The sequence below is a fragment of the Bacillus sp. FSL H7-0578 genome, assembly GCF_038630855.1.
Lineage (GTDB): Bacteria > Bacillota > Bacilli > Bacillales > Bacillaceae > Bacillus > Bacillus safensis.
This window is the reverse complement of record NZ_CP152045.1, coordinates 2,839,557-2,863,752: the sequence shown is the minus strand read 5'-3', so window position 1 is coordinate 2,863,752 and position 24,196 is coordinate 2,839,557. Positions and strand designations below refer to the sequence as shown.

The window sequence follows — 24,196 nt, the reverse complement described above, 5'->3', positions numbered from 1 at the left end:
ATTAAAGGAGTGTTCTTCTTGCCAAAACCTTATGTCTATATCACAAGAAAGCTGGATGAAGCATCACTTACACCATTAAAAGAAGTCGCTCATGTTGAGATGTGGCAAAGCGAGGATGAGCCGTGTCCAAGAGAAGAGTTAGAAACACAAGCTGCTAAAGCGGATGCGCTTCTCACCATGCTGTCAGATCAAATAGATGAGCCGCTTTTATCAAAGGCTCCGAATATCAAGGTGGTTGCAAACCTTGCTGTTGGCTATGACAATATTGATCTTGAAGCAGCCAAAAAGCACGGAATCACCGTATGTCATACACCAGACGTCTTAACAGAATCGACGGCGGATTTAGCCTTTGCTCTTCTGATGGCGTCAGCTAGACGCATTGTCGAGGCGAGTGATTGGATTAAGGATGGAAACTGGACAGGCTGGGGGCCGCTTCTTCTTGCCGGTGCTGATGTTCATCACAAAACGCTCGGGATTGTTGGAATGGGCAGCATTGGAACAGCACTTGCCAAGCGGGCCAAAGGCTTTAATATGAATGTCCTTTATCATAATCGTTCCAGAAAACCCGAAGCAGAAGCGCAGCTTGGCGTGACCTATGCGGCTTTTGAGGAACTTCTCAAGCAGTCTGATTTCATCGTCTGTCTGACGCCGTTAACCCCGGAAACGAAAGACATGTTTAATGAAAAAGCATTTGATCTGATGAAGAACTCTGCTTATTTCATTAACGTATCAAGAGGACAGACTGTGGATGAGGATGCTTTATACGAGGCTGTCACAAAAGGAAAAATTGCCGGCGCTGGTCTGGATGTATTTAGACAGGAACCTGTCAGCCCGTCTCATCCGTTAACGACATTACCTAACGTCACAGTCCTTCCTCATATTGGAAGTGCTAGTGTCGAAACAAGAAAAACAATGATGCGTTTATGTGCTGAAAATATTGCGCTTGTCTTACAAGGCGAGCCAGCCAAAACGCCGGTTCGTTCATAATATAAGGCTTCCCGGTGTTCGGGAGCTTTTCTGACAAATATATTTTGAAAATATAGAATCTTGATATAAATAGCTGTTAAGCGGTTTCATTATGACAATCTCGTATTTTATTACCTTGTCAAAATGAGGATACCCCTTTATAATGTGTGTACATTGAATGTCTGTGTAAGGTTAACAAATGTCTTTTTAGAGAGGACATTTACGTAGAAAGGTGGAATTTCAGGTGAAGGCAATTCGAGTTGGGCTATTAGGATTAGGAACAGTGGGAAGCGGTGTCGTAAAAATTATCCAAGACCATCAGGATAAATTAATGCACCAAATCGGCTGTCCGGTATTAATACAAAAAGTGCTTGTGAGCAATCCCGATAAAAAAAGAGATGTGGATGTCGCAAGAGAGGTCTTCACAACTGAAGTATACGATGTGATTAGAGATCCAGAGGTCGACGTCATCATTGAAGTGATGGGCGGCATTGAAGAGACAAAACAATATTTAATAGATGCGTTGAATGAGAAGAAGCATGTCATTACAGCCAATAAAGATTTAATGGCGCTTTACGGTACGGAGCTTTTACATGTAGCGAAAGAAAATGGCTGTGATCTTTATTATGAAGCAAGTGTCGCCGGAGGAATTCCGATTCTGCGTACGCTGGAGGAAGGGCTGGCCTCTGACCGAATCACGAAGATGATGGGGATTGTGAACGGTACAACGAATTTTATTTTAACGAAAATGAATGTCGATAAAAGCGCATATGAGGACGTCTTAAAAGAAGCACAGGATTTAGGCTTTGCAGAAGCAGATCCGACAGCTGATGTAGAAGGACTGGATGCAGCAAGGAAAATGGCGATTCTTGCAAGGCTCGGCTTTTCCATGAATGTAGATTTAGAGGATGTAAAGGTGAAAGGTATTTCTGATATCTCTGATGAGGATATTAATTTCAGTAAGCGGTTTGGCTATACAATGAAGCTGATCGGAATTGCTCAGCGGGATGGAGAGAAAGTAGAGGTCAGCGTTCAGCCAACCTTACTTCCTGATCATCATCCATTATCATCTGTCAACAATGAATTCAATGCGGTGTATGTCTACGGAAGTGCTGTAGGAGAAACGATGTTTTACGGTCCTGGAGCAGGAAGTCTGCCGACAGCAACAGCTGTTGTATCAGACTTAGTCGCAGTAATGAAAAACATGCGCCTTGGCGTGAACGGAAGCGGATTTATCGCCCCGCAGTTTGAGAAGAAGATCAAATCCTCATCAGAAATATTTGCTCAGCAATTTTTAAGAATTCATGTTAGAGATCAAGTCGGGGCATTCTCCCGCATTACATCTATTTTTTCTGAAAGAGGCATCAGCTTTGAAAAGATCCTTCAGCTTCCTGTGAAAGGACATGATGAGCTGGCTGAAATTGTGATTATTACACATCAGACCTCAGAAGAAGATTTCTCAAATATCCTGCAAAAATTAAACGACCTCGACGTGGTGGTTCAAGTGAAGAGCACGTACCGAGTAGAAGGGAACGGTTTAAGCCGATGAAATGGAATGGACTCATTGAAGAATTTCAGGAATTCTTACCAGTAAACGAATCTACACCTAAACTAACATTAAATGAAGGGAATACACCGCTGGTCCACCTCGCCAAGCTTTCAGAAAAGCTGGGGATTGAGCTTCATGTGAAAACAGAAGGCGTCAATCCAACAGGCTCTTTCAAGGATCGAGGAATGGTCATGGCCGTTGCAAAGGCGAAAGAAGAAGGCAATGATACGATCATGTGCGCCTCAACAGGGAATACCTCTGCAGCAGCAGCGGCTTATGCAGCCCGTGCTGATATGAAATGTATTGTCATCATTCCAGACGGGAAAATTGCCTTCGGTAAGCTTGCACAGGCCGTCATGTACGGAGCAGAAATCATTGCCATTGACGGCAACTTTGATGATGCACTGAAAATCGTCCGCAGCATTTGTGAAAAAGCGCCGATTGCCCTTGTGAACTCGGTCAACCCTTATAGAATTGAAGGACAAAAGACAGCGGCATTTGAAATCTGTGAGCAGCTAGGCTCTGCCCCGGATGTACTGGCGATTCCTGTTGGAAATGCCGGGAACATCACGGCCTACTGGAAAGGCTTCAAGGAATATCATGAGAAAAAGGGAACAGGACTGCCTGTCATGCGCGGTTTTGAAGCAGAAGGTGCAGCGGCAATCGTTCGAAATGAAGTGATTGAGCAGCCAGAAACAGTGGCAACGGCTATCCGTATCGGAAATCCAGCGAGCTGGAAACAAGCTGTGGCAGCCGCAGATGAATCAAACGGAAAGATTGATGAAGTGACTGATGAAGAAATTCTTCATGCATATCAATTGATTGCACGTGAAGAAGGTGTGTTTGCAGAGCCGGGCTCATGTGCGTCGATTGCGGGCGTTCTAAAGCAGGTGAAATCTGGAGAAATCAAGCCAGGCAGTAAAGTTGTTGCGGTACTAACAGGCAACGGACTGAAAGATCCAAATACGGCTATCGATATTTCACAAATCAAGCCGGTCACACTCGATGCAGATGAAGATCAAATTCTTGAACACCTAGAAAAGGCCGCACGCGTATGAGTGAAGCCTCCATGCTTTTTTCAATCACAGTACCGGGAAGCACTGCCAATTTAGGACCAGGCTTTGATTCAGTTGGAATGGCGCTCAGCCGCTATTTAAAGCTATCGGTCTTTGACCATGATAGCTGGCTGTTTGAAGCAGAAACAGATGTCGTGTCTGGGATTCCATCAGGCACCGACAACCTGATTTACCAAACAGCCAAAAAGGTCGCAGATGACTTTGGAAAAACACTCCCGCCTGTTCATGTCAAAGTGTGGAGTGATATTCCATTGGCACGGGGGCTTGGAAGCAGTGCTGCTGCCATCGTGGCCGCCATTGAACTTGCCAATCAGCTTCTTGAATTAAACATGACAGATGATCAGAAGCTCTTTTATGCAAGTGAGGTAGAAGGTCATCCAGATAATGCGGGTGCCTCATTATTCGGTGGTTTACTGATTGGTCTCCATGAAGAAGACAAAACACATGCCGTGAAAGTGCAGCATGTGGATGTAGATGTCGTCGTGGTAATTCCTTTTTATGAAGTGCTGACAAAGGATGCCCGTGATGTCCTGCCAGAGGATTTTTCCTATAAACATGCCGTCAGTGCGAGTGCTGTGAGCAACGTCCTAGTGGCCGCCTTAATGACGCAAAACTGGCCGCTTGTTGGAGAAATGATGAATAAAGATTTATTTCATCAGCCTTACCGCACAATGCTTGTGCCAGAGCTGTCGAAGGTAGAGCATGTCGCTTCGCTCAAAGGAGCGTATGGAACGGCTTTGAGCGGTGCTGGACCGACGATCCTCACTTTAGTGGAAAAAGGGAAGGGAGAAGCGCTGAAAGAGCAGCTTGCCCAAAACTTCCCGCATTGCGAAGTCGATTTGCTGACGGTGCCAGTAGAAGGTGTTGTCGTGCAGCATTATCCTGTTAATCAAGTAAAGAACGTGCTGTGAATCTGCACGTTCTTTTTTTATGCTTGTTTTTATATGAAGAAGCAGGGATTATTATTTAGAGGATCGAACTATTTTTTAAGCATAAAAGGGGGAGATACGTGCATGAAGAAATTGATGACGGCAGAAGATTTAACGAAGATTGTTTCTGTTTCCCATCCGGTTTATTCACCAGATGGAAAAAAGGCAGTCTTTACAAAAGTCACTGTGAATGAGAAAAAGGACGATTACAATATCCATTTATGGGTTCGAGATGAAGAGACAGAGGAGCTGGCACAATGGACATTTGAGGATGGAAAGCATCATCAGCCAGTTTGGTCAAAAGACGGCAGGCAGCTTGCTTTTATTTTACAAAAGCCAAAGGAAGTCCCTCAGCTGGCGCTCATGAAGAGCGAAGGAGGCGGCGTGCGAACCTTAACGATGATTCCTTACGGAGTATCTCATCCTGTCTTTTCTCCAGATGGTGCTTTTCTTTATGCGGCTGTGTCATTGAAACAATCAGAATCTGTTCATGATGAAAAAAAGGAAGAGCAAGGTGACTTTGCTCCAGCGGTATATGATGATTTGACCTATAAAGCAGATGGAAGAGGCTTTTTAGATGGGCGTGTCACGCAGATCGTGAAGGTGGATATCGATTCAGGAGAGATAGAGCCTGTCACGAGCGAGCAGGTTCATCATATGAATCATACGATTTCTCCTTGCGGCAAATGGCTAGCCTTTATTCAATTAAATCCACAGATACCTTACATAAGTGACGTGTGTCTTCTGTCATTAGAAGATGGTCAGACAAAAAAGATCACACAAGCAAACGGCGCTTATTCCACCGTATCTTTTTCTCCAAATGGAGAGAGTCTTTTGTATATTGGACATGAGCGCGAATTTCAAAATGCCACCTTCCCATCACTATGGCTGTATGATCTGAAGGAAGAAAAGACGGTTCAACTGTCAGAAATGCTCGATATGTATGTTGGGAACTGTATGGCAGGAGATAGCGTGATGGGAGAGGTCTATCAGCTTCCGCAGTGGACAAAGGACAGCCAAGGGTTTTATGCGCTTGTTTCTGATCAAGGCAGTACAGGGATTTATTATTTCTCTATTGAAGGTTTAGCCTATCCTGTTCGACTAGAGGCGGAACATATCACCAATTTCAGCCTTCATCCAGATGAATCCAAACTGCTGCTCAGCCGGCTTTCACCTGTTTCGCCAAGTGAGCTGTATGAGATGACATTAGGGGAGACAGAACTAAAGCAAATCACATTCGAGCATCATGATTTTCTAAAGGAGCATGTCGTATCGGAACCTGAACCATTTTCTTTTCAGTCAAAAGATGGCGACGAGGTGCATGGCTGGTTTATGAAGCCTTCCAAGATGGAAGAGGGGGAGAAATATCCGCTCATTCTAGAGGTTCATGGCGGACCGCATGCGATGTATGGTCATACGTATTTTCATGAATTTCAAATGCTCGCTTCTGAAGGCTATGCCATCGTGTATATCAATCCGCACGGCAGTCATGGGTATGGACAGATGTTTACCGATCGCGTGAGAGGAAGCTATGGTGACGTTGATTATGACGATGTCATGCAGGCTGTTGATCATGTGCTCAAAGCCTATGATTTCCTTGATGAAACAAGGCTTGGCGTGACAGGCGGCAGCTATGGCGGTTTTATGACCAACTGGATTGTCGGTCAGACCGACCGCTTTCGCGCAGCGGTCACACAGCGCTCCATTTCAAACTGGATTAGCTTTTACGGTATCAGTGATATTGGTTATTTCTTTACAAGGTGGCAGATTGATGGGGATATTTATGATTCCGTCGATAAGCTATGGGATCGTTCGCCGCTAAAATATGTGAAGCAGATGAACACGCCGCTGCTCATCTTGCACAGTGATGAAGATTATCGCTGTCCAGTTGATCAAGCAGAGCAGCTTTTTGTGGCCTTGAAGGAGCTTGGGAAAGACACAAGATTGGTCAAATTCCCGAAGGCATCTCATGATTTATCCAGAAGCGGCCACCCGGGGCAGCGTATTCAAAGACTGACTTTTATAAAGGAATGGTTTAGAGAAAAGCTAGCCTAATAAAAAACGACCCTTCAGCGTGCTGACAAACCCTCGCATTCGGTGTCAGTCCTGCGTGCTGGAGCTCACGAATAGAAAATTCGCTCCGCACCAGTACTCGTCCTTCCTAGACTTCAAGGGTTTTCATATCACGCTGAAAAGAAGACAAAGGGCTAAAGCCTTTGTCAATCATGAAAAAAACGACCCAAATCGGGTCGTTTTCATGTCATATATGAATTAGAAAACCTGTTCAACTTCTACAACGCCAGGCACTTCTTCTAATAATGCGCGCTCAATACCGGCTTTCAATGTAATGGTTGAACTTGGGCAGCTGCCGCATGCACCAAGAAGACGTAATTTCACAATGCCATCTTCAATGTCTACAAGCTCACAGTCTCCACCATCACGTAATAGAAATGGACGAAGTTTGTCCAGTACTTCCTGTACTTGGTCTTTCATTTCGACTTCAGTCATTAGATATAATCGCTCCTTTCACAACATATCACCATTATATTCATCTGGACGATAAAAATCTATTGATTGGTTTCAAAGTTTCCTTTTCATTATAGCACAATCTCATCTTGAAACAAAAAGTGATTTTTGCTTTTTTCATCCAGAAAATTCAGCTAAAATGAAGTAAGAATAGGGGGCTTGTCAAATGAACAAAACCGTCGATCTTTATGTTTATGGAAGAGATGTACTGTGCGCCAGCTGCGTGAATCTGCCTTCTTCAAAAGATACGTTTGAATGGTTAGATGCAGCATTAAAACGAAAATATCCGAATCAGCCATTTCGCATCACATATATTGATATTGAGCACCCGCCAGAAAATGAACAACAAAAGGAATTGTCTGAACGAATTCTTGATGATGAATTCTTTTATCCGCTTGTCTTAGTAGAGGATCAAATCGTTGGAGAGGGCAATCCAAAATTAAAAGACATTTATCAAGAAATGGAGAAATACGGGTACAAGGAGAGCAGTGAATAAGCTGTTCTTTTTTTGAGGAAGAAAATAGAACAAACGTTCCCTTTTGTGTTGAAAAAGAACGTTTGTTCGTTTATAATGAAATGAAAGGAGCGTGAGCATCATGAATTATTTACTGAAACAATCTCTTCATCAGCAAATACCGATTGAGATGATTTATTTGAAGAAAAATGGAGAGTGCACAAAGAGAAAAATCATTGTCCACCGTCAAACGGATCAGCTCATCCAAGCATATTGTTTATCGAAAAAGACGATGAGAACCTTTCGTAAAGACTGCATCCTTGCCCTTGCTCCGATCAAATGGACCCACTCATCGGCACATGCTGTTTCATAGAAAAAAGCTCCCTCATCATGAAGGAGCTTTGAGAAAAAATTCACATAATTTTAGCCGTTGTGATGTTTGTACATCCAAAGGAGTCCAGATTTCAGGAGTCTTGGCACCCGCCCAACAAGTGGACGATCAGCCACTAAGCCAAAGCCGGCTTTTTTCCCTAAAGAACCTAAAACACCTTTTAGCTTAAACTGTGGATAAGCCTCAGGAAGCGGCTCATTTTTCCATCGTTTTTGCAGCGATTGGACAATTTGTTCTGCCTGCGCCTCAGCAAGCTGTGCACTTGGGGCATGCGGCAGACTTGCGCAGTCACCTACAACATATACATGCTCATCCCCTGGGAGGTTGTGATGAGGAGTTAATACGACGCGGCCTTGTGCGTCTTTTTCAACATCCATCTCACGTACCACTTTGCTTGGCTGTATTCCTGCTGTCCACACGATGACATCTGCTTCAATCGCGTCATCATGGTTGTAAACGACACCTTCTTCAACCTTTGTAATATTGGCACAGTTAATGATCTTCACGTCATTTTCTTCAAACCACTTTTGCACATACAAACTTAATCTTTTTGGAAAGCTCGATAGAATCAGCTCTCCGCGGTCGAAAAGAATAATGTTTAAATCAGCACGGCTTTCTCTTAGTTCACTGGCCAGCTCTACCCCGCTAAGTCCAGCACCGACGATGCCAACCGTTGCACCTGCGCTCAAATTGTTTAATTTGTTATACGCATGTCTTGACTGATCAATGGTTTGAATGCTGTATGTATGTTCTTTCGCACCAGGGACATTATGATACTTGTCCTCACAGCCGAGTCCAATCACCGTGTCATCATACGGAATCGGTTCACGGTCGCTGAATAAAATCTGTTTGTTTTCAATATCAATTTTTTCTACTTCCCCGTATTGAATATCCAGCTTCGGATGCTCTGGAAAAGATACTCGAATGTGATGATCAGAGATCGTTCCAGCAGCAAGTGCATAATATTCTGTTTTTAAACAGTGGTAAGGATTTCGATCAATTAATGTGATAGTGACATCATCAGGTAATTGATTTGGCAATAAGCGGTGGAGAACCCGCATATTCCCGTAACCTCCGCCGATCAAGACTAAATTTTTCATGACGATTCTCCTTTTCCCCGTAGACATTGAAAAACACTTATACTAAAAAACTTTAAGTTAAAATACCAAATAAAATTATATCGAATTTACTGTGAAACCACAATAATTGTTTCAAAATAACCTACATATTCATCAGTTAGTCCTAAATAGTAAAACATTTTACGAGGAATAGGCGTAACGATACAGATGAAGCTCATATTTTGACTAATACAAGGAATTTCGGTAGGATGGTAAGGCAATGTGAGGTGAAGCACAGTGTTTCCACTGATCGAATTTTGTGTAAGTAATCTTGCACAAGGGTCTCAAGAAGCAAAAGAGAAGCTTGAAAAAGACCCAAACCTAGACGTAATGGAATACGGCTGTTTAAGCTATTGCGGCAAATGTATGGACTCCCCATTTGCACTTGTGAATGGAGAATTTGTTTCAGGAGAAAATACAGAGCAGCTAGTCGAGCGTATTTATGCTTTTATAGAGGAAAACGACATGTTTTAAATGCACCACATGGGTCATGAGGTGCATTTTTTTCACATTTTCATCTTCCATTTTTAAGGAGAATTAATAGAAAGCGCATCCAATATGTTATGCTAATAAAATATCATCAATATGAAGCATCACACGAGAGAAAAAGAGGCATATGCATAATAAAAGCCCTTTGCCATGGCAGCAAAGAGCTTCTATGTATGAAAAACGGGGGATGATAAGATTGTCTCCTGAATCGACTCCTTTTATACTATAAAGAAACAACATTTTTGGAGGAAGCTCATGACATCATTTCAATTCACGAAAATGCACGGATTAGGAAATAATTATATTTACGTCAATCAGATGAAGGAACAGCTTCCAGAAGAGCAGCTATCAGAGATAGCGATTCGCGTTTCTTCTGTTTATACAGGAATCGGTTCTGACGGGATGATTCTTATTTGCCCATCAGATGTTGCACCTGTGAAGATGCGCATTTTCAACAATGATGGATCAGAGGGTAAAAACTGCGGTAATGGGCTGCGCTGCGTTGCAAAGTATGTGTATGAGCATCAAATTGTGACAGACACAACGTTCCAGATTGAGACATTGTCAGGACTCGTTGAAGCGACCGTTCACGCTCAGGATGGTCACGTTCAGTTAGTCACAGTAGATATGGGAAAACCACGTTTTGAAAAAGAAGCGATTCCAATGCTTGGTGAACCGGCCAGCACAACGATTAATGAGCCACTTGATTTTGGCACTGCGAATTTAAATGGAACAGCCGTTTCAATGGGAAACCCGCACATCGTTTTTTATTTAGAGGACATTGAAAAAGCACCGCTTCATACACTTGGACCAATCATCGAAAAACACGACATGTTCCCAGAAGGCGTCAATGTAGAATTTGTTGAAGTTGTCAGTGAAACAGAACTGCATTTTCGTGTGTGGGAAAGAGGTTCAGGGATTACACAGGCCTGCGGAACAGGGGCCTGTGCTGCGGCTGTATCCACAATTGTGAATGGTCAGGCGAAAAAAGAAACAGACATGACCGTTCATTTAGCAGGCGGAGACCTCATCATTCGCTGGAAAGACAATGACCACGTGCTCATGACAGGACCTGCTGAAACGATTTGTGACGGCACATTTTATCTCTAAACCATTTATTTGAGAAAAGGCATCATCACGTTTATAATTGAAAAGAAACATCCAGTCAAAAGGAGGGATGATCATGAGTACACCAGTAACCATTACAGAAGCTGCTGCACTGCAGATTAAAGATATGATGAAAGAACATGAAGAAGAAAATGCGTTCCTTCGAGTGGGCGTAAAAGGCGGCGGCTGCAGCGGTCTCTCATACGGCATGGGCTTTGACCATGAAGTCTCAGAGAAAGACACGCAGTTCGAACAGCACGGCATCAATGTCCTTGTCGATTCCGAAAGCCTTGATATCATGAACGGAACCATCATTGATTTCAAACAATCACTCATGGGCGGCGGTTTCACGATTGACAATCCGAACGCCATCGCGTCATGCGGGTGCGGTTCTTCTTTCAGAACAGCAACGAACACCGGTACGCCGGAAGAGTGTTAACAACTGATCATGGATAAAGATAAGCCTGCTTGTTCGTTTGTTTTGTAAACAACACGATCAAGCAGGCTTTTTTAATCGAACTGAGAGCAAAGATAAAAGACACTCACTCAGCATCTTTTTCTCATATTTCTTCTTCGATTTTTAACAGTTCTTTGTCGAGGACATAGATCAACTCATGTGTACTATACAAATAGATCAAGACTTCTTTATTGACATCTTCCACATGTACTTCAACCTCAACTCGAATCTTTGCTGGTTCTCCGCGATACATGACTTCAAACGTACCGATTTCTTTCGTTTCATTGTCCTTTTGCATTTTCTTTATTTCAGACTGTATCTGTTTGATGTCTTGATAATTCAAACCAGAGTCCAAAATCGAAGAGGAGACATGCTTTAAAAAAGGTTCTAGTTGATCAACATCAATATTTAACCCTGCTGCGAACTCAGCATCACGTTTGTTAAAGTCTTTTGCAAACAGTTCAACTGAGCCGCCAATAATGAGTAACAAGCAAAAACTAATTATGAAACGCCTCAACATCTTTCACCTAACCTTCATGATCTATTTTACTTTCTTTATATCGGTAGAACAGATGATACCTTCATTAAATTTCCATACATCGCAAATCGCTCAATTTTGTTACAGCTGGCACGAACAACTGGCTATTTCCACTCGAAAAGAGTATCATGAGAACCAAACATAAACTGTAGTCAGAAAAGAGGTTGCTGAGGTTTGAGTGAACAAATCAATTGCAGGAACTGTCATGAACTGATTCCGTATCGGTCCAAAACGTGTCCGTCTTGCGGGATTGAGAAGCCGCTTCCGAAAAAGGAACGTGTGAAGGATCGGGTGATTTTGGTTGTGGCAGGGATTGTTGTGGTGCTGCTTGCTGCAATGGTACTTGGGATGGCAAATGCCTATATTGGGATTTTTAAATAAACGAAAAAGGAGTTCCGCGAGTGGGAACTCCTTTTTTGATCCGCTCTTATTTGTTTTCAAATAAGCTTGTGGAATGGAGAGGCTGTACACGGGCTTTCGGGTCCATGTAAGCTTTCGCATTGTTGACAGCAGTTGGTGCTTCACCAAATCCGCTTGCAATCAATTTGACTTTTCCTTCATACGTACAGATGTCTCCTGCCGCATAGAAGCCTTCAATGTTTGTTTCCATTGTAGATTTCACCACGATGGAGTTCTTTTCGATTTCAAGGCCCCATTGTTTGATTGGTCCAAGGGAGGAAACAAAACCGAAGTTGACGATCACGTCGTCCACATCAAGCACTTGTTTTTTGTCGCCTTTGACTTCTTCGAGCACGATTTGTTCAATGCGGTCTTCACCAATGAGCTCAGTTGGTACAAATGGTGTCAGTACATTGACTTTCGAGTTGTGCAGGTTTTCTACACTGTGCTCATGCGCGCGGAATTTATCGCGGCGGTGAATAATGGATACTTCTTTTGCGATTGGTTCAAGCATAAGTGCCCAGTCCACCGCAGAGTCTCCGCCCCCAAGAACGGCAACACGTCTGCCGGCAAATTGGTTCAAGTCATTAATGAAGTAATGCAGGTTGCTTCCTTCAAATGATTCTGCTGCATCTAGTTCAAGCTTTCTCGGTTGGAATGCACCGTTACCAGCTGTGATGATGATTGTTTTAGAATAATGAATCTCTTGATTTGTCACAAGTTTAAAGATCCCATCTGCCTGTTTTTCAACCGTTTCAACTGCCTGCTCTAAGCAAATGGTTTGATCAAATTTATCCATTTGTTCCTTTAAGTTATCAACTAATTCTTGTGCGCGGATTTTTGGGAATCCAGCCACATCATAAATATATTTTTCAGGGTAAAGAGCGGAAAGTTGACCGCCGAGCTGAGGAAGGCTTTCAATGATTTTCACACTTGCCTGTCTCATGCCTCCGTAAAACGCAGTAAATAATCCAACTGGGCCGCCCCCGATAACGGTAATGTCATATACCTTAGAATCTTCTTGCATTCCTTTAATCCTCCCAAATGAAAATTGTTATCACTATATCATATCATACCACATATCGTCGTTTGACTTGTTTTGAAAAACTTGTCGTTTTTTGATGCTGAAGCTTTGAAAAGGAGGAAAAAGTGAGAAAGACCGTTTATCATAAGGATTTTCAGTTTAAAGCCTTGAAAATTGGAGCAGAACTCGCTATTATTGTTAAGGGAACTAAATATTAATTTTTTATGAATTTTTGTCGGATACGGTCAAATGCTTTCGTTTTATGTAGGTGAAAGTTCAGATTTTCACATACTTATTTTTTTGTTTAAATTTCATAAAATGCCGCAAAGCGGTTGAGAATAACGATATGTAATTCTTTATCCGTTTTACAGCAAATTTAAAAAAGGTGGATGTGATTCCAGTGAATAAACCGAAAATCGTTGTATTAGGTGCAGGTTATGGCGGATTAATGACTGTAACAAGATTAACAAAACAGCTTGGCACAAATGATGCGGACATTACTCTTGTGAACAAGCATAATTATCATTACGAAACAACATGGCTTCATGAAGCAAGTGCAGGTACTCTTCATCATGACCGCTGTCGTTATCAAATCAAAGATGTGATTAACAGTTCCCGTGTCAACTTTGTACAAGCAACAGTTGAAAGCATTGATAAGGAAGCAAAGAAAGTTGTGACATCAGAGGGCGAACTTTCTTATGACTACCTTGTTGTTGCACTTGGTGCTGTTCCTGAAACATTTGGTATTGCAGGACTGAAAGAATACGCATTCTCAATCTCTAACATCAACTCTGCTCGTCAGCTTCGTGAGCACATTGAGCTTCAATTTGCGACGTATAATACGGATGCTGAAAAACGTCCAGAGCGTTTGACAATCGTTGTCGGCGGCGCAGGATTCACAGGTATTGAGTTCCTTGGTGAGCTTGGAAACCGTGTGCCTGAGCTTTGCAAAGAGTATGACATTGATCAAAAAGACGTGCGTATCATCTGTGTAGAAGCTGCGCCAACAGCTCTTCCTGGATTCGATCCAGAATTGATCGACTATGCGATGAACTACCTTCAAGGTAAAGGTGTTGAGTTCAAAATTGGTACAGCGATCAAAGAATGTACGCCTGAGGGGATCATTGTTGGAAAAGACGATGATACAGAAGAAATCAAAGCTGCAACTGTTGTTTGGGCTGCAGGTGTACGCGGTAACCCAATCGTTGAAGAAGCTGGTTTTGAAAACATGCGCGGCCGCGTAAAAGTGTCTCCAGATCTTCGTGTACCAGAAAATGATGATGTCTTCATCATTGGTGACTGTTCATTGATTATCAATGAAGAAATCAACCGTCCATACCCACCAACTGCACAAATCGCTATGCAGCAAGGTGAAACAGTAGCGAAAAACCTTGCAGCACTAGTAAAAGGCGGTTCTCTTGAAAGCTTTAAGCCAGACATCAAAGGAACAGTTGCTTCTCTTGGTGAACACGACGCTGTAGGTGTTGCGTTTGGTAAAAAACTTCAAGGAACAAAAGCTTCTGCAATGAAGAAAATCATCGACAACCGTTCTTTATTCATGGTTGGCGGACCAGGACTTGTTCTGAAAAAAGGAAAATTCAAGTTCTTCTAAACCATTATAGACAAAAACGTGTATCCTCGTGATACACGTTTTTTTATAAGTTGTGGTATATTTTCTCACTTGGTCATCGGCAGCAAAATATGTTATGATAAATTATCAGAAAATTTAGATTAAGGAGTGAGCAATATGAATGCACAAACAAAGGAAAAAACATCAACCTGTCAATATTGTTCAGGAAAAGGGTATTTTCAGCTATTGCTCGGCGGATCTGAAACGTGTGAGGAATGTAAAGGGACAGGAAAGAAGCGTTAATCGATCTGCTTTTTCCATTGATTGACTTCATCTCTATTTCCAAGTTAAACTAATGATGGGATATTTGGGGGTGGAGATGAAGTGATCAGTTTACCAGTCGTTATCATTTCAGTTATTTTATTTTTCGTGTTATTCTTCGGCATTGGCTTTTTGCTCAATATGCTGCTGAGAATGTCATGGATTATGGCTATTTTATATCCAATTGTATGCCTTTTCATTATCAACAATCAAAAGATGATCGCTTATGTAAGAGAGCCTGGCACCGCTTTTTCAGGAATAGGAGACCGGATCGTCTCACTCGCTGCGGCAGATATCATCATTTTATTAAGCGGCTTGATCGGTGCAATCACATCAGGTTTTGTCATTAATGCACTTCGAAAAAGAGGGTATCAAATGTTTTAACTCACTTGTGGACACGCAAGTGGGTTTTTTTGTTTCTCCTTTGCATAGTTTCCATTTTGTTTGGAAACAAATAGATGGGTAGAGGAGTGACAAATAGAGATGAAAACATGGATGAAACGATTGTTCATGACAGCCCTATTCATGCTTGCACTTTTGACAAGCTTTACGGGCATATCTGGAGTCGAACCAAGTGATTTAGCTGCGTGGGTGAAAGAGACCGATGCGGGCAGGCAAGTATCTTCTTTTTTTCAGCAGCCAAAAAGGGAAACGATGGCACTCAAAAGTGAAGATGCGCGGTCTGTTTCTCTCGAAGAGGCGTTTAATTGGAACGATTACCCGAAACAGAAGGTTGTGGCAACCGGCTATACAGCAGGTGTGGAATCAACAGGCAAAACGAAGGAACATCATGCATATGGCATTACATATTCAGGCGTTAAAGTGAAACGTGATTTATATTCAACAGTGGCAGCCGACCCAACTGTTTTTCCGATTGGAACGGTGCTGTTTATCCCGAACTATGGCTATGGTGTGGTTGCAGATACTGGGAAAGCCATTAAAGGTCATAAGCTTGATTTATACTATGAAACCGTTGATGATGTGTATAGAGAATGGGGTAAAAAAGTGCTCGATGTGTATATCATCAAAAAGGGTGAAGGGACGTTAACGGAAAAAGACTTAAATCAGCTCAATGAAGCAGAATCGATGCAAGTATTCCGTCAGCAGTTTCAAGCCAATAAAGAATAAAAAAGCTTTGGGCCGTTTAAGGTCCAAAGCTTTTTCGCTTCTACATAAAGTAATAATCTAAGATGAGTGTCAGCAAGATCCCTGTTAAGCCGCCGAAGAAGACTTCAATCGGCTTATGACCAAGAAGCTCTTTTAATTTCTTTTGCTTTTCTTTTTCTTCCGCATTTGGGAAATTCTTTGCTTCGGAAACAAATCGGTTAAAATCTGTTACGAGCTTGTTGAGAACAGTCGCCTGTTCTCCTGCCTGTCTGCGAACGCCTGTCGCATCAAACATGGTAATAATGGCAAAGATGGCGGAAATGGCAAAGATAGATGTATCTAGCCCGTGCTCTAAAGCCACTGCTGTGGAGAGTGCTGTTACTGCTGCGGAGTGTGAACTTGGCATTCCGCCTGTGCTTGTAATGAGCGACCAATCTAGTCGTCTAGAAATGATAAATTGAATCGGTACTTTTACAAATTGTGCAAAAAAGATGGCTGCTAGGCTGGCAAGCAGCGGAAAATTCGTCAGTACGCTCATGAACAAGAAACATCCTCTCTTTAAGAAAAAATATCGTGCGAAATGATGAACTAAAAATCCTAGTATGATGAAAAAATGATAGCAGTAAAAAAAGCTGCCAAGTCCATGTTCATTATAACATTAAAGAAAGTAGATGTGGAACGAGGAGAACACGGACAGGCTGCTCAGGTTTTCGCCGCTTTTTCATGATGCCCTTCCGCGTGTGAAAATATAAATGTTCATCAAGTAAAGACAGACTGGCAATGATCGTATAGGAACGCAAATTTTGATATAATAGAAGTTCCAATGTGAAAAATGGAGTTCATTAAGGAGCGTGTGATAAATATGTTTTTCTCGACAAATGAATTGCAGCATAAAGATACACTGGCGATCGGACTTTTTCAAAAGAGCCAATTATCAGGAAAAGCAAAAGAAATGGATGAATTACTTGAAGGAAGAATCACTGAATTATTAAAAGAAGGCGACATTTCATCCAAACGAAATCAGCTTTCGAAGTTTTTCCCATCCCCTGAAACAGGCATCAAACGCATTTATTTTGTCGGGCTTGGGAAGGAATCAGATTACACGTTTGAAGAGGCAAAAGAAGTGTTTGCCCATTTATTCAAAAAGCTTCATCAAGATAAAAAGCAAGCGGTTTCTGTCTTGCTGGATACGTTTATTGGAAAGGATCTGCCTGCTCAAGATGCAGCTCATGCCCTTTCTGAAAGCTGCCTTTTAGCTACATATGAATTACAGGATTTTAAACATAAAACAAATGAACCGGATCGTTTTATCGAGTTTGTTTATGCAACGACAGAGCATGATCAAGCTGAAATTCAGGCAAGTTTGAAAGTCGGCGAAGTGTACGGACAGTCAGTCAATTCAGCTCGTACCCTTGTGAATATGCCGCCAAACATGCTCACATCCTCTGATCTGGCTTCGTATGCGGCAGAGCTTGCATATAAATATGAATTTGAGATTGAAATCTTAGATAAAGAACAAATGGAAGAGCTCGGAATGGGCGGTATTTTAGCCGTCAATAGAGGCTCAACAGAACCGCCAAAACTCATCGTATTGAAATATCAAGGCAAGGAAGAATGGACAGACGTCATCGGCCTTGTCGGTAAAGGCATCACGTATGATACCGGCGGCTATTCTTTAAAGCCAAGAGCGAGTATGGTTGGCATGAAAACAGATATGGGCGGCTCAGCGTCTGTTTTAGGTGCAATGGAAATCATCGGCGAACTTCGTCCAGAGCAAAATGTCATTGCGGTCATTGCCTCAACCGATAATATGATTTCGGCAGACGCTATGAAGCCGGACGACGTGATTGTGTCACTAAGCGGTAAAACAATCGAAGTGCTCAATACGGATGCAGAAGGCCGTCTTGTTTTAGCAGATGGGGTGACATATGCGAAGCAGCACGGTGCCTCTGTCCTTGTAGATGTGGCCACATTAACAGGCGGTGTCATTGTGGCGCTTGGAAATGAGACAACAGGCGCGATGACCAATAACGATGAGCTGTACGCTCAGTTTAAAGAAGCATCAGAAGAATGCGGTGAAATGATCTGGCAGCTGCCCATCACGGAAAAAGATAAGAAACGAGTACGAAACAGCAAAATGGCGGATCTCAATAACTCGCCAGGCCGTGATGGTCATGCGATCATGGCAGGTGCTTTCATTGGCGAATTCGCAGAGGATACCCCTTGGGTTCACTTAGATATTGCAGGAACAGCTACAACAGAAAAACCTTCATGCTTTGGACCAACAGGGGCAACAGGTGTAATGGTAAGATCACTCGCAACATTTGTGGAACGATTTGAAGGAAAGAAATAAAGGAGAAGGCTCTGCCAAGTGGCAGAGCTTTTTTATGTAGGACATACGCCATTTGACGAAGTTTTTTTTCTATGGTAACATACGTTGGTACTTTAATTATCTACTACATTAGTAAACTAAAGGATTTCGGGGGTTTCACCATGAATGCAGTTGTTTTAGCGGTTGTTTTAATGTTGATATTAAGCTTGCTGCGGGTCAATGTCGTGATTGCGCTGGCTATAGGCGCTTTAGCTGGCGGACTTGCAGGTGGATTAGGCTTGGGAGGAACAGTGGACGCCTTTACGGACGGACTCGGAGGAAATGCAACAGTGGCGATTAGTTATGCGTTATTAGGGGCATTTGCTGCGGCGCTGACGAAAACAGGTCTACCAGATGCTATGGTTGAAGGAGCAGTGAAACTTCTAGGAAAAGAAGGCGATTCAAGACGGAAAACACTATCAAAAGTGCTCATCGTTCTTGTCATTTTGATCGTGTCCTGTTTTTCACAGAACGTCGTCCCTGTTCATATTGCCTTTATCCCAGTCTTAATTCCGCCGTTATTAAAGGTGTTTAACGAGCTTCAGATTGACCGCAGACTGCTAGCGTGTGTCATGACCTTCGGACTCACTGCACCATATATATTACTTCCAGTTGGTTTCGGACAGATTTTCCACGGAATGCTTCGTGACAATATGAAGGAAGCGGGGCTGACTGTAAACTTAGCAGATATTCCATATGCCATGCTGATTCCTGTTGCGGGGATGGTTCTTGGTTTGATCGTTTCCATTTTTGTGTATCGAAAGCCGAAGGTATATGAGGATCGTGAAATTACAGATGTAGAAAAATCGGCTTATACGAAAAAAAGCTTATTCTTTGCCGGTCTTGCTATTCTTGTTTCGTTGATTGTCCAGCTTTATCTATCGCAAAGCCTTGGTGTGGAAGGAATGATCTTCGGTGCACTCTCAGGACTGCTTGTCTTGTTTGTGACAGGAATGATGAAACGTGATGAAGCAGATGAACTGATTACATCTGGAATGAATATGATGGCATTTATCGGTTTTGTCATGCTTGTTGCGGCTGGATTTGCCAACGTGTTAACAAAAACAGGAGACATTGAATCCCTTGTCAAAGCATCTTCCCAATTTATCGGAAACAGCCAGAGTCTTGCGGCGATTTTAATGCTGCTCGTTGGTCTGCTTGTGACAATGGGAATCGGATCATCATTTGCAACGATTCCGATTATTACAACCATCTTTGTTCCACTTTGCTTACACTTAGGTTTTAGTCCAATGGCTACCATTGCCATTATTGGCTCTGCTGCGGCTGTTGGAGATGCAGGTTCACCTGCAAGTGACAGTACGCTTGGACCAACATCTGGATTGAATATGGATGGACAGCATCACCACATTTGGGGAACTTGTGTCCCAACTTTTATCTATTATAATATTCCGCTTGTTCTGTTCGGCTGGCTGGCGGCGATTATTCTGTAAGATGAAAAGCTTGTAGAGAAAACGATGATGTTTTTTCTATAAGCTTTTTTGTTGTTCGCAGATGAAAAATAATTAGGACAAAAGTATGAATTAAATGAATCTTTCTTCCTCTATCTTACGTATATATGCTGATAAAAATGAAAAGGGGAAGATGGGACATGTCATTTTTTAAAAAGCTAGCGGCAAGTGCAGGAATTGGTGCGGCAAAGGTAGATACCATTTTAGAGAAAAACGCTTATTATCCAGGACAAGAAGTAACTGGAACTGTCCATGTAAAGGGCGGGAAAATTGCTCAGGACATCCGTTATATCAATGTCAAGATTCAAACACAGTATGTGATTGTGAAAGATGATGAAGAGCATAGAAAATATGTGAATATCTTTACTTTACGGGTGACGGATTCTTTTACCATCCAGCCTGGAGAAAAGCATGAATTTCCGTTTTCATTTATTCTTCCTATTGATACCCCGATGACGATCGGAAAAGTAGAAATTGCAGTAATGACAGACCTTGATATCCAAGGCGGAATCGATAAATCTGACTATGACCGTATTTTCGTTGAAGCACATCCTTGGGTGAAAAATGTGCTGGAAGCCACTAGCAATCTAGGTTTCCACCTGAACGAAGCAGACTGTGAGCAAGCACCTTACTTCCAGCGGCGCCTGCCATTCGTCCAAGAATTCGAGTTCATTCCGACATCAGACTACTATCGCTATATGCTTGATGAGTTAGAGCTGATTTTTCTGATAGATGAAGGCGGATTAGACATTGTTTTCGAAGTCGACCGTAGAGCAAGAGGCCTGAGAGGCTGGCTTGAGGAGATGTATAATGATGGAGAACAGCTTGTACGCTACCGCTTCAGTCCATCTGATCTTGAAGATGTAGAAGTGCTTGAAGGAATGCTGGAAGAAATCATAGACCAATACGCTGAGTAATGATGAAAAAAGAGCCTAAATGAAGACAGGCTCTTTTTTCTATGATACAGCTTCTTGTTTTCGAAAGGATGTGGCTTTGGAAACAGAGCGATAAATTTTAGGTGCCAGCATCGCAAGTAATATCGTCAATGCGTAGTCTTTTACCATAAACCAGATCATAAAGAACCACGTGGTTTGATAGGAAATCGGTGCATTGAGCCATACATTTAATGCGAGGTATGTATAGGTGGTTCCGATCACATACATCACGGTCGTACCAGCAATGGCTGCAAGCAAAAAGCGGCCAAAGCCAGGGTTTTTTCTTTTCTCTAGAATGAATCCAGCAAGCCAGGCAGCAGGGATGTACGATAATACAAAGCCGCCGCTTTTGCCTAAAATGACCCCAAAGCCCGCAGAGAACTGGGCGAATACAGGTGCACCAGCAATTCCGACCAAGGCATAGACAATCATAGCTAATGCGCCAAGCCGTCTGCCGAGTAAGAGACCAGCAAGCACACAAAAAAACGGCTGCATCGTAAGTGGAATTCCGCCGACCTGTAAAAACGGCACAATGGATGTGATATTGGCTCCGATAGCCATGAGTGCAGCAAACATTCCCACTAGCACAAAGTCAGCAGTTCTTGTCTTCTTTTGCATGATGTTTCCCCCTGTCTTATCTGTACAAATAGATTAAGGGGAAGAAGGATTTTTGTCAACTTGTTTTTATTTTAGGTTAACAATAAAACCCGCCCATCAATAGGGCGGGTAGCTGATTAAGCTTCGGTCATAAAAGTGGCATCGATGGCTTTGCTGACAGGTACGTAATCATAGCCGAGATCACGAGCGACCGCTTCGTACGTGATATGTCCGTTCATGACATTGACACCTTCTGCGATGGCATTGTTTTCTCTAATGGCTTTTGCAGCGCCTTTATTCGCAATTTGCAGCGCATATGGAACAGTGACATTCGTTAACGCAACAGTTGATGTCCGCGGAACGGCGCCTGGCATGTTGGCGACAGCATAGTGTAATATGCCATGTTTTTCATAAGTAGGCTGGTCATGGGTTGTGATATGATCAATGGTTTCGACAATGCCGCCTTGATCAATCGCTACATCCACAATGACAGAACCAGGCTTCATTTGTTTCACCATTTCTTCTGTCACTAGCGTCGGTGCTTTGGCACCAGGAATCAGCACAGCACAAATGAGAAGATCAGCTTCACTGACTGAATCTGCAATGTTGACAGGATTGGACATTAACGTTTTCATTTGATGGCCAAATTGGTCGTCCAGCTGACGCAGGCGTTCTGCGTTTACATCAATCAGGGTGACATCTGCGCCAAGTCCGATCGCCATTTTCGCTGCGTTTGTTCCAACAACACCGCCGCCAATAATGGTGACCTTTCCTCTTGATACCCCTGGTACCCCTGCAAGTAAAATACCTTTTCCGCCTTTTGGCTTTTCTAAAAATTGTGCACCAATTTGAGCGGCCATTCTGCCTGCTACTTCAGACATAGGTGTGAGAAGAGGGAGTGATTTTCCGTCCGTTACTGTTTCGTAAGCAATGGCTGTAACGCCTTTTTGTTTTAATGCTTCAGCCAAGGAGGGCTCTGCGGCTAGATGCAGGTACGTAAATAAGATGAGTCCTTCTCTGAAATAAGGATATTCCTCAGGTAATGGTTCTTTTACTTTCATGATCATATCAGAAGATGCCCATACATCTTTCGCTTGATCAAGAATCTCTGCACCAACAGATACATAATCGTCATCAGTGAATCCGCTTCCAAAACCAGCGTTTGTTTCAATTAAAATCTGATGTCCAGCTGAAAGCAATTGAGAAGCTGCTCCTGGTGTTAAAGCCACTCGGTTTTCATTGTTCTTAATTTCTTTCGGAATGCCGATGATCATGTTTATTCCTCCTATGCTTATCTATTGATATTGTATGTCTAGTGTATCCGGAAAGTTTAGAAAATTCTTCGGTTGAAATAAAAAATAAAAAAACGCCTCTTTGTGAAATTTCACAAATGGACGTTTTTTAGCTTCATATCAAGGTAGATGGTCATTTTCTCATTCATGTTTTTTAAATCAATTTCTGCGATGTCTGTAATCCGTTTTAATCGATAATTTAAGGTATTGATGTGGATGTTTAATTGCTTTGCGGCAATATTGGCATTGCTGTCACAGTCAATAAACCGCTCAAGGGTTTCGACAAGGTTGGAATGATGCCTCAGGTCGTAATCCTCCAGCTTTGATAAAGAGTAACTGGAGTAAGAAGATCCCTTTCGCTTCTCAGCAAGCACATCTAGATATTGATAAATGCCTAGTTCAGAAAAGCTGTTTAAACGTTCTGTTTCAACTGGAAAGCGTTCTTTCGTCTTTAATACAGCCAGTGCTTCTTTATAGGAAGGCTGAATTTGAGAGATGTTATCGTAAATTCCTCCAATTGCTGCCTGAACATGCTGAATATGATACCGGTCCGCAAGCTGCTGCAGCATGCCGCTTGTGAATTGTTTAATATCTTGAAGCGGATGTTCTGTTTTTGGTGAGACAAGAATAATGAATTCGTGAAAATCAACAGTCGTTAACAGTACCTGTACTTGCTGTGTTGTTTCAAGCAGATAGGACAGCTTTTTTTCTGTCTCCTCTGTGAGTTCGTCACGAAGACGGAAGATGATGATGGCATATGTGTCTGGACATCTGATGCCAAGTCTTAAAAATAGGTCAAGCATCTCATCCTTTTCATGAATATGACCCGTGAGCATCTTCCAGAAAAGCTCCTGATTACGTTCTTCTGTTTTCGTTTTTCGAATTTGTAAATTGAGTAATTTGTTTTTCACGGCATGCGCTGCCATTTTGAGAAGGTCCATTTCTTCTTCTGAAAAAGGCTGTGCGGATTCAATCGCCCAAATAAATCCGAGCACTTCTTTGTCCTTCCAGATCGAAATGGCGACCCTGCTAGATAAACCCACCTCTGCAATTTGAGGGACACGAAGCGGTTCGTCTGTTTTAAGGAGTGTAGGAATGATGCCGTCCTTCCAAAGCCGATTAATGACTTTTTCCGGTACTCGGCGGGAGATAATGGTTGAAGTTCTGGCGGGATCAGTAAAATCATTGTGTGTGCTATATGCCAATAATCGATGATGAGTATCTTCTATAGTAATAGGGCAATTGAGCACATCACTAATTTGGTCTGCCACATCCTCTAAACGATCAAGACTATACTTAAACGGATCTGTCTTTTTTGTCATAAAAAACCCCTGCTTTTTCGAATATTTCACGTACTTACATTATGAAGAGAATGAGGTACGTAAATCAACAAAAAACTGCCATAAACTTAAAAAAACAAAAAGTGTGAGAAGCAAGCAAATGGATGTTGAAGCACGCTGAAAAAGAAATAGTACAATAATAACGTAGTAAAAAATCAATAGGCGGAAAGG

At 42.4% G+C, this 24,196-nt stretch carries 25 protein-coding genes and 1 pseudogene; 18 read left to right on the top strand and 8 right to left on the bottom strand.

All coding sequences use genetic code 11. The features are described 5' to 3' along the window. Positions 1 to 18: 18 nt before the first annotated feature. The 5 genes from MHB41_RS14810 (at position 19) to MHB41_RS14790 (ending at position 6,575) form a co-directional block, all read left to right on the top strand. A complete protein-coding gene (locus tag MHB41_RS14810) occupies positions 19 to 987 on the top strand; it encodes a D-glycerate dehydrogenase (RefSeq protein ID WP_340900024.1) in 969 nt (322 codons plus the stop codon). 223 nt (positions 988 to 1,210) lie between these two features. After that, on the top strand, positions 1,211 to 2,515 hold the full coding sequence (locus MHB41_RS14805; protein ID WP_041115785.1) for a homoserine dehydrogenase: 1,305 nt from the start codon (positions 1,211 to 1,213) through the stop codon (positions 2,513 to 2,515). Continuing rightward, positions 2,512 to 3,573 (top strand): threonine synthase, encoded by a 1,062-nt coding sequence (thrC, locus tag MHB41_RS14800; RefSeq protein ID WP_034282619.1) that lies wholly within the window; start codon positions 2,512 to 2,514, stop codon positions 3,571 to 3,573. Before MHB41_RS14805 ends, thrC begins: the two co-directional genes overlap by 4 nt. Beyond that, entirely contained in the window at positions 3,570 to 4,502 is a 933-nt protein-coding gene (gene thrB / locus MHB41_RS14795) for a homoserine kinase (RefSeq protein ID WP_034282618.1), read from the top strand. The genes thrC and thrB overlap by 4 nt, the downstream gene beginning before the upstream one ends. A gap of 102 nt (positions 4,503 to 4,604) precedes the next feature. Further along, positions 4,605 to 6,575, top strand: a complete 1,971-nt coding sequence (locus tag MHB41_RS14790; RefSeq protein WP_061110031.1) for a S9 family peptidase — start codon at positions 4,605 to 4,607, stop codon at positions 6,573 to 6,575. A gap of 216 nt (positions 6,576 to 6,791) precedes the next feature. On the opposite strand, the pseudogene MHB41_RS14785 reads toward MHB41_RS14790, so the two are convergent. Then, positions 6,792 to 7,091: pseudogene (locus tag MHB41_RS14785) on the bottom strand (NifU family protein). Positions 7,092 to 7,212: 121 nt separating this feature from the next. Here MHB41_RS14785 and MHB41_RS14780 point away from each other — a divergent pair. Next, positions 7,213 to 7,542: a YuzD family protein gene (locus tag MHB41_RS14780; protein ID WP_034282615.1), complete on the top strand. Its 330-nt coding sequence runs from the start codon at positions 7,213 to 7,215 to the stop codon at positions 7,540 to 7,542. Between the two features lie 100 nt (positions 7,543 to 7,642). Continuing rightward, a complete protein-coding gene (locus MHB41_RS14775; RefSeq protein ID WP_061110030.1) occupies positions 7,643 to 7,873 on the top strand; it encodes a hypothetical protein in 231 nt (76 codons plus the stop codon). A gap of 50 nt (positions 7,874 to 7,923) precedes the next feature. On the opposite strand, the gene MHB41_RS14770 is transcribed toward MHB41_RS14775, so the two are convergent. Continuing rightward, positions 7,924 to 8,991, bottom strand: coding sequence for an NAD(P)/FAD-dependent oxidoreductase (locus tag MHB41_RS14770; RefSeq protein ID WP_034282611.1), 1,068 nt, complete (start codon positions 8,989 to 8,991; stop codon positions 7,924 to 7,926). A 255-nt stretch (positions 8,992 to 9,246) separates the two neighbouring features. On the opposite strand from MHB41_RS14770, the gene MHB41_RS14765 reads away from it, so the two are divergent. The 3 genes from MHB41_RS14765 to MHB41_RS14755 all read left to right on the top strand — a co-directional run bounded on the left by MHB41_RS14765 (position 9,247) and on the right by MHB41_RS14755 (position 11,044). Beyond that, positions 9,247 to 9,483: a YuzB family protein gene (locus MHB41_RS14765; RefSeq protein WP_061110029.1), complete on the top strand. Its 237-nt coding sequence runs from the start codon at positions 9,247 to 9,249 to the stop codon at positions 9,481 to 9,483. Between the two features lie 270 nt (positions 9,484 to 9,753). Continuing rightward, positions 9,754 to 10,608 carry a diaminopimelate epimerase gene (gene dapF / locus MHB41_RS14760; RefSeq protein WP_061110028.1) on the top strand — a complete coding sequence of 285 codons (855 nt, stop codon included), beginning with the start codon at positions 9,754 to 9,756 and terminating at the stop codon, positions 10,606 to 10,608. Positions 10,609 to 10,681: 73 nt separating this feature from the next. Further along, the gene (locus MHB41_RS14755) at positions 10,682 to 11,044 is read left to right on the top strand and encodes an iron-sulfur cluster assembly accessory protein (RefSeq protein WP_024423354.1); all 363 of its coding nucleotides are present in this window, start codon (positions 10,682 to 10,684) and stop codon (positions 11,042 to 11,044) included. A 121-nt stretch (positions 11,045 to 11,165) separates the two neighbouring features. On the opposite strand, the gene MHB41_RS14750 is transcribed toward MHB41_RS14755, so the two are convergent. Then, positions 11,166 to 11,582, bottom strand: coding sequence for a hypothetical protein (locus MHB41_RS14750; RefSeq protein ID WP_061110027.1), 417 nt, complete (start codon positions 11,580 to 11,582; stop codon positions 11,166 to 11,168). A gap of 192 nt (positions 11,583 to 11,774) precedes the next feature. Here MHB41_RS14750 and MHB41_RS14745 point away from each other — a divergent pair, with 192 nt between their 5' ends. Beyond that, positions 11,775 to 11,981 carry a hypothetical protein gene (locus MHB41_RS14745; protein ID WP_024425965.1) on the top strand — a complete coding sequence of 69 codons (207 nt, stop codon included), beginning with the start codon at positions 11,775 to 11,777 and terminating at the stop codon, positions 11,979 to 11,981. Between the two features lie 46 nt (positions 11,982 to 12,027). Here the strand turns inward: MHB41_RS14745 and yumC are convergent, their stop codons facing one another. Next, on the bottom strand, positions 12,028 to 13,026 hold the full coding sequence (yumC, locus tag MHB41_RS14740; RefSeq protein WP_034282604.1) for a ferredoxin--NADP reductase 2: 999 nt from the start codon (positions 13,024 to 13,026) through the stop codon (positions 12,028 to 12,030). 391 nt (positions 13,027 to 13,417) lie between these two features. Between yumC and MHB41_RS14735 the strand changes: the two genes are divergently transcribed. The 4 genes from MHB41_RS14735 (at position 13,418) to MHB41_RS14720 (ending at position 16,042) form a co-directional block, all read left to right on the top strand. Then, entirely contained in the window at positions 13,418 to 14,635 is a 1,218-nt protein-coding gene (locus MHB41_RS14735) for an NAD(P)/FAD-dependent oxidoreductase (protein WP_170825856.1), read from the top strand. A 135-nt stretch (positions 14,636 to 14,770) separates the two neighbouring features. After that, a complete protein-coding gene (locus MHB41_RS14730; RefSeq protein WP_157840088.1) occupies positions 14,771 to 14,896 on the top strand; it encodes a YuiA family protein in 126 nt (41 codons plus the stop codon). Between the two features lie 81 nt (positions 14,897 to 14,977). Further along, positions 14,978 to 15,298, top strand: a complete 321-nt coding sequence (locus MHB41_RS14725; protein ID WP_024423349.1) for a YuiB family protein — start codon at positions 14,978 to 14,980, stop codon at positions 15,296 to 15,298. Between the two features lie 99 nt (positions 15,299 to 15,397). Continuing rightward, on the top strand, positions 15,398 to 16,042 hold the full coding sequence (locus MHB41_RS14720) for a 3D domain-containing protein (RefSeq protein ID WP_061110026.1): 645 nt from the start codon (positions 15,398 to 15,400) through the stop codon (positions 16,040 to 16,042). Between the two features lie 40 nt (positions 16,043 to 16,082). Here the strand turns inward: MHB41_RS14720 and MHB41_RS14715 are convergent, their stop codons facing one another. After that, positions 16,083 to 16,559 carry a divergent PAP2 family protein gene (locus MHB41_RS14715; protein ID WP_024423347.1) on the bottom strand — a complete coding sequence of 159 codons (477 nt, stop codon included), beginning with the start codon at positions 16,557 to 16,559 and terminating at the stop codon, positions 16,083 to 16,085. 324 nt (positions 16,560 to 16,883) lie between these two features. On the opposite strand from MHB41_RS14715, the gene MHB41_RS14710 reads away from it, so the two are divergent. From MHB41_RS14710 to MHB41_RS14700, 3 genes are all read left to right on the top strand, one after another. Beyond that, on the top strand, positions 16,884 to 18,374 hold the full coding sequence (locus MHB41_RS14710) for a leucyl aminopeptidase (protein WP_034282598.1): 1,491 nt from the start codon (positions 16,884 to 16,886) through the stop codon (positions 18,372 to 18,374). A 140-nt stretch (positions 18,375 to 18,514) separates the two neighbouring features. After that, positions 18,515 to 19,843 carry a Na+/H+ antiporter family protein gene (locus tag MHB41_RS14705; protein WP_034282597.1) on the top strand — a complete coding sequence of 443 codons (1,329 nt, stop codon included), beginning with the start codon at positions 18,515 to 18,517 and terminating at the stop codon, positions 19,841 to 19,843. A gap of 158 nt (positions 19,844 to 20,001) precedes the next feature. Further along, complete coding sequence (locus MHB41_RS14700) at positions 20,002 to 20,778, top strand: sporulation protein (protein ID WP_034282596.1); 777 nt, start codon at positions 20,002 to 20,004, stop codon at positions 20,776 to 20,778. 39 nt (positions 20,779 to 20,817) lie between these two features. Here the strand turns inward: MHB41_RS14700 and MHB41_RS14695 are convergent, their stop codons facing one another. The 3 genes from MHB41_RS14695 to MHB41_RS14685 all read right to left on the bottom strand — a co-directional run bounded on the left by MHB41_RS14695 (position 20,818) and on the right by MHB41_RS14685 (position 24,007). Continuing rightward, the gene (locus MHB41_RS14695) at positions 20,818 to 21,414 is read right to left on the bottom strand and encodes a biotin transporter BioY (RefSeq protein WP_034282595.1); all 597 of its coding nucleotides are present in this window, start codon (positions 21,412 to 21,414) and stop codon (positions 20,818 to 20,820) included. Between the two features lie 116 nt (positions 21,415 to 21,530). After that, positions 21,531 to 22,667, bottom strand: coding sequence for an alanine dehydrogenase (gene ald, locus MHB41_RS14690; RefSeq protein WP_034282594.1), 1,137 nt, complete (start codon positions 22,665 to 22,667; stop codon positions 21,531 to 21,533). A gap of 110 nt (positions 22,668 to 22,777) precedes the next feature. Further along, positions 22,778 to 24,007, bottom strand: a complete 1,230-nt coding sequence (locus MHB41_RS14685) for a PucR family transcriptional regulator (protein ID WP_024423341.1) — start codon at positions 24,005 to 24,007, stop codon at positions 22,778 to 22,780. Positions 24,008 to 24,196 lie beyond the last annotated feature (189 nt).

Coding starts and splice junctions, on each gene's coding strand:
- MHB41_RS14710 (WP_034282598.1), top strand. CDS start 16,884: ATGTTTTTCTCGACAAATGAATTGCAGCATAAAGATACACTGGCGATC.
- MHB41_RS14750 (WP_061110027.1), bottom strand. CDS start 11,582: ATGTTGAGGCGTTTCATAATTAGTTTTTGCTTGTTACTCATTATTGGC.
- MHB41_RS14695 (WP_034282595.1), bottom strand. CDS start 21,414: ATGCAAAAGAAGACAAGAACTGCTGACTTTGTGCTAGTGGGAATGTTT.
- MHB41_RS14700 (WP_034282596.1), top strand. CDS start 20,002: ATGTCATTTTTTAAAAAGCTAGCGGCAAGTGCAGGAATTGGTGCGGCA.
- MHB41_RS14720 (WP_061110026.1), top strand. CDS start 15,398: ATGAAAACATGGATGAAACGATTGTTCATGACAGCCCTATTCATGCTT.
- thrC (WP_034282619.1), top strand. CDS start 2,512: ATGAAATGGAATGGACTCATTGAAGAATTTCAGGAATTCTTACCAGTA.
- MHB41_RS14685 (WP_024423341.1), bottom strand. CDS start 24,007: ATGACAAAAAAGACAGATCCGTTTAAGTATAGTCTTGATCGTTTAGAG.
- MHB41_RS14705 (WP_034282597.1), top strand. CDS start 18,515: ATGAATGCAGTTGTTTTAGCGGTTGTTTTAATGTTGATATTAAGCTTG.
- MHB41_RS14755 (WP_024423354.1), top strand. CDS start 10,682: ATGAGTACACCAGTAACCATTACAGAAGCTGCTGCACTGCAGATTAAA.
- thrB (WP_034282618.1), top strand. CDS start 3,570: ATGAGTGAAGCCTCCATGCTTTTTTCAATCACAGTACCGGGAAGCACT.
- ald (WP_034282594.1), bottom strand. CDS start 22,667: ATGATCATCGGCATTCCGAAAGAAATTAAGAACAATGAAAACCGAGTG.
- MHB41_RS14715 (WP_024423347.1), bottom strand. CDS start 16,559: ATGAGCGTACTGACGAATTTTCCGCTGCTTGCCAGCCTAGCAGCCATC.
- dapF (WP_061110028.1), top strand. CDS start 9,754: ATGACATCATTTCAATTCACGAAAATGCACGGATTAGGAAATAATTAT.
- MHB41_RS14775 (WP_061110030.1), top strand. CDS start 7,643: ATGAATTATTTACTGAAACAATCTCTTCATCAGCAAATACCGATTGAG.
- MHB41_RS14780 (WP_034282615.1), top strand. CDS start 7,213: ATGAACAAAACCGTCGATCTTTATGTTTATGGAAGAGATGTACTGTGC.
- MHB41_RS14730 (WP_157840088.1), top strand. CDS start 14,771: ATGAATGCACAAACAAAGGAAAAAACATCAACCTGTCAATATTGTTCA.
- MHB41_RS14770 (WP_034282611.1), bottom strand. CDS start 8,991: ATGAAAAATTTAGTCTTGATCGGCGGAGGTTACGGGAATATGCGGGTT.
- yumC (WP_034282604.1), bottom strand. CDS start 13,026: ATGCAAGAAGATTCTAAGGTATATGACATTACCGTTATCGGGGGCGGC.
- MHB41_RS14790 (WP_061110031.1), top strand. CDS start 4,605: ATGAAGAAATTGATGACGGCAGAAGATTTAACGAAGATTGTTTCTGTT.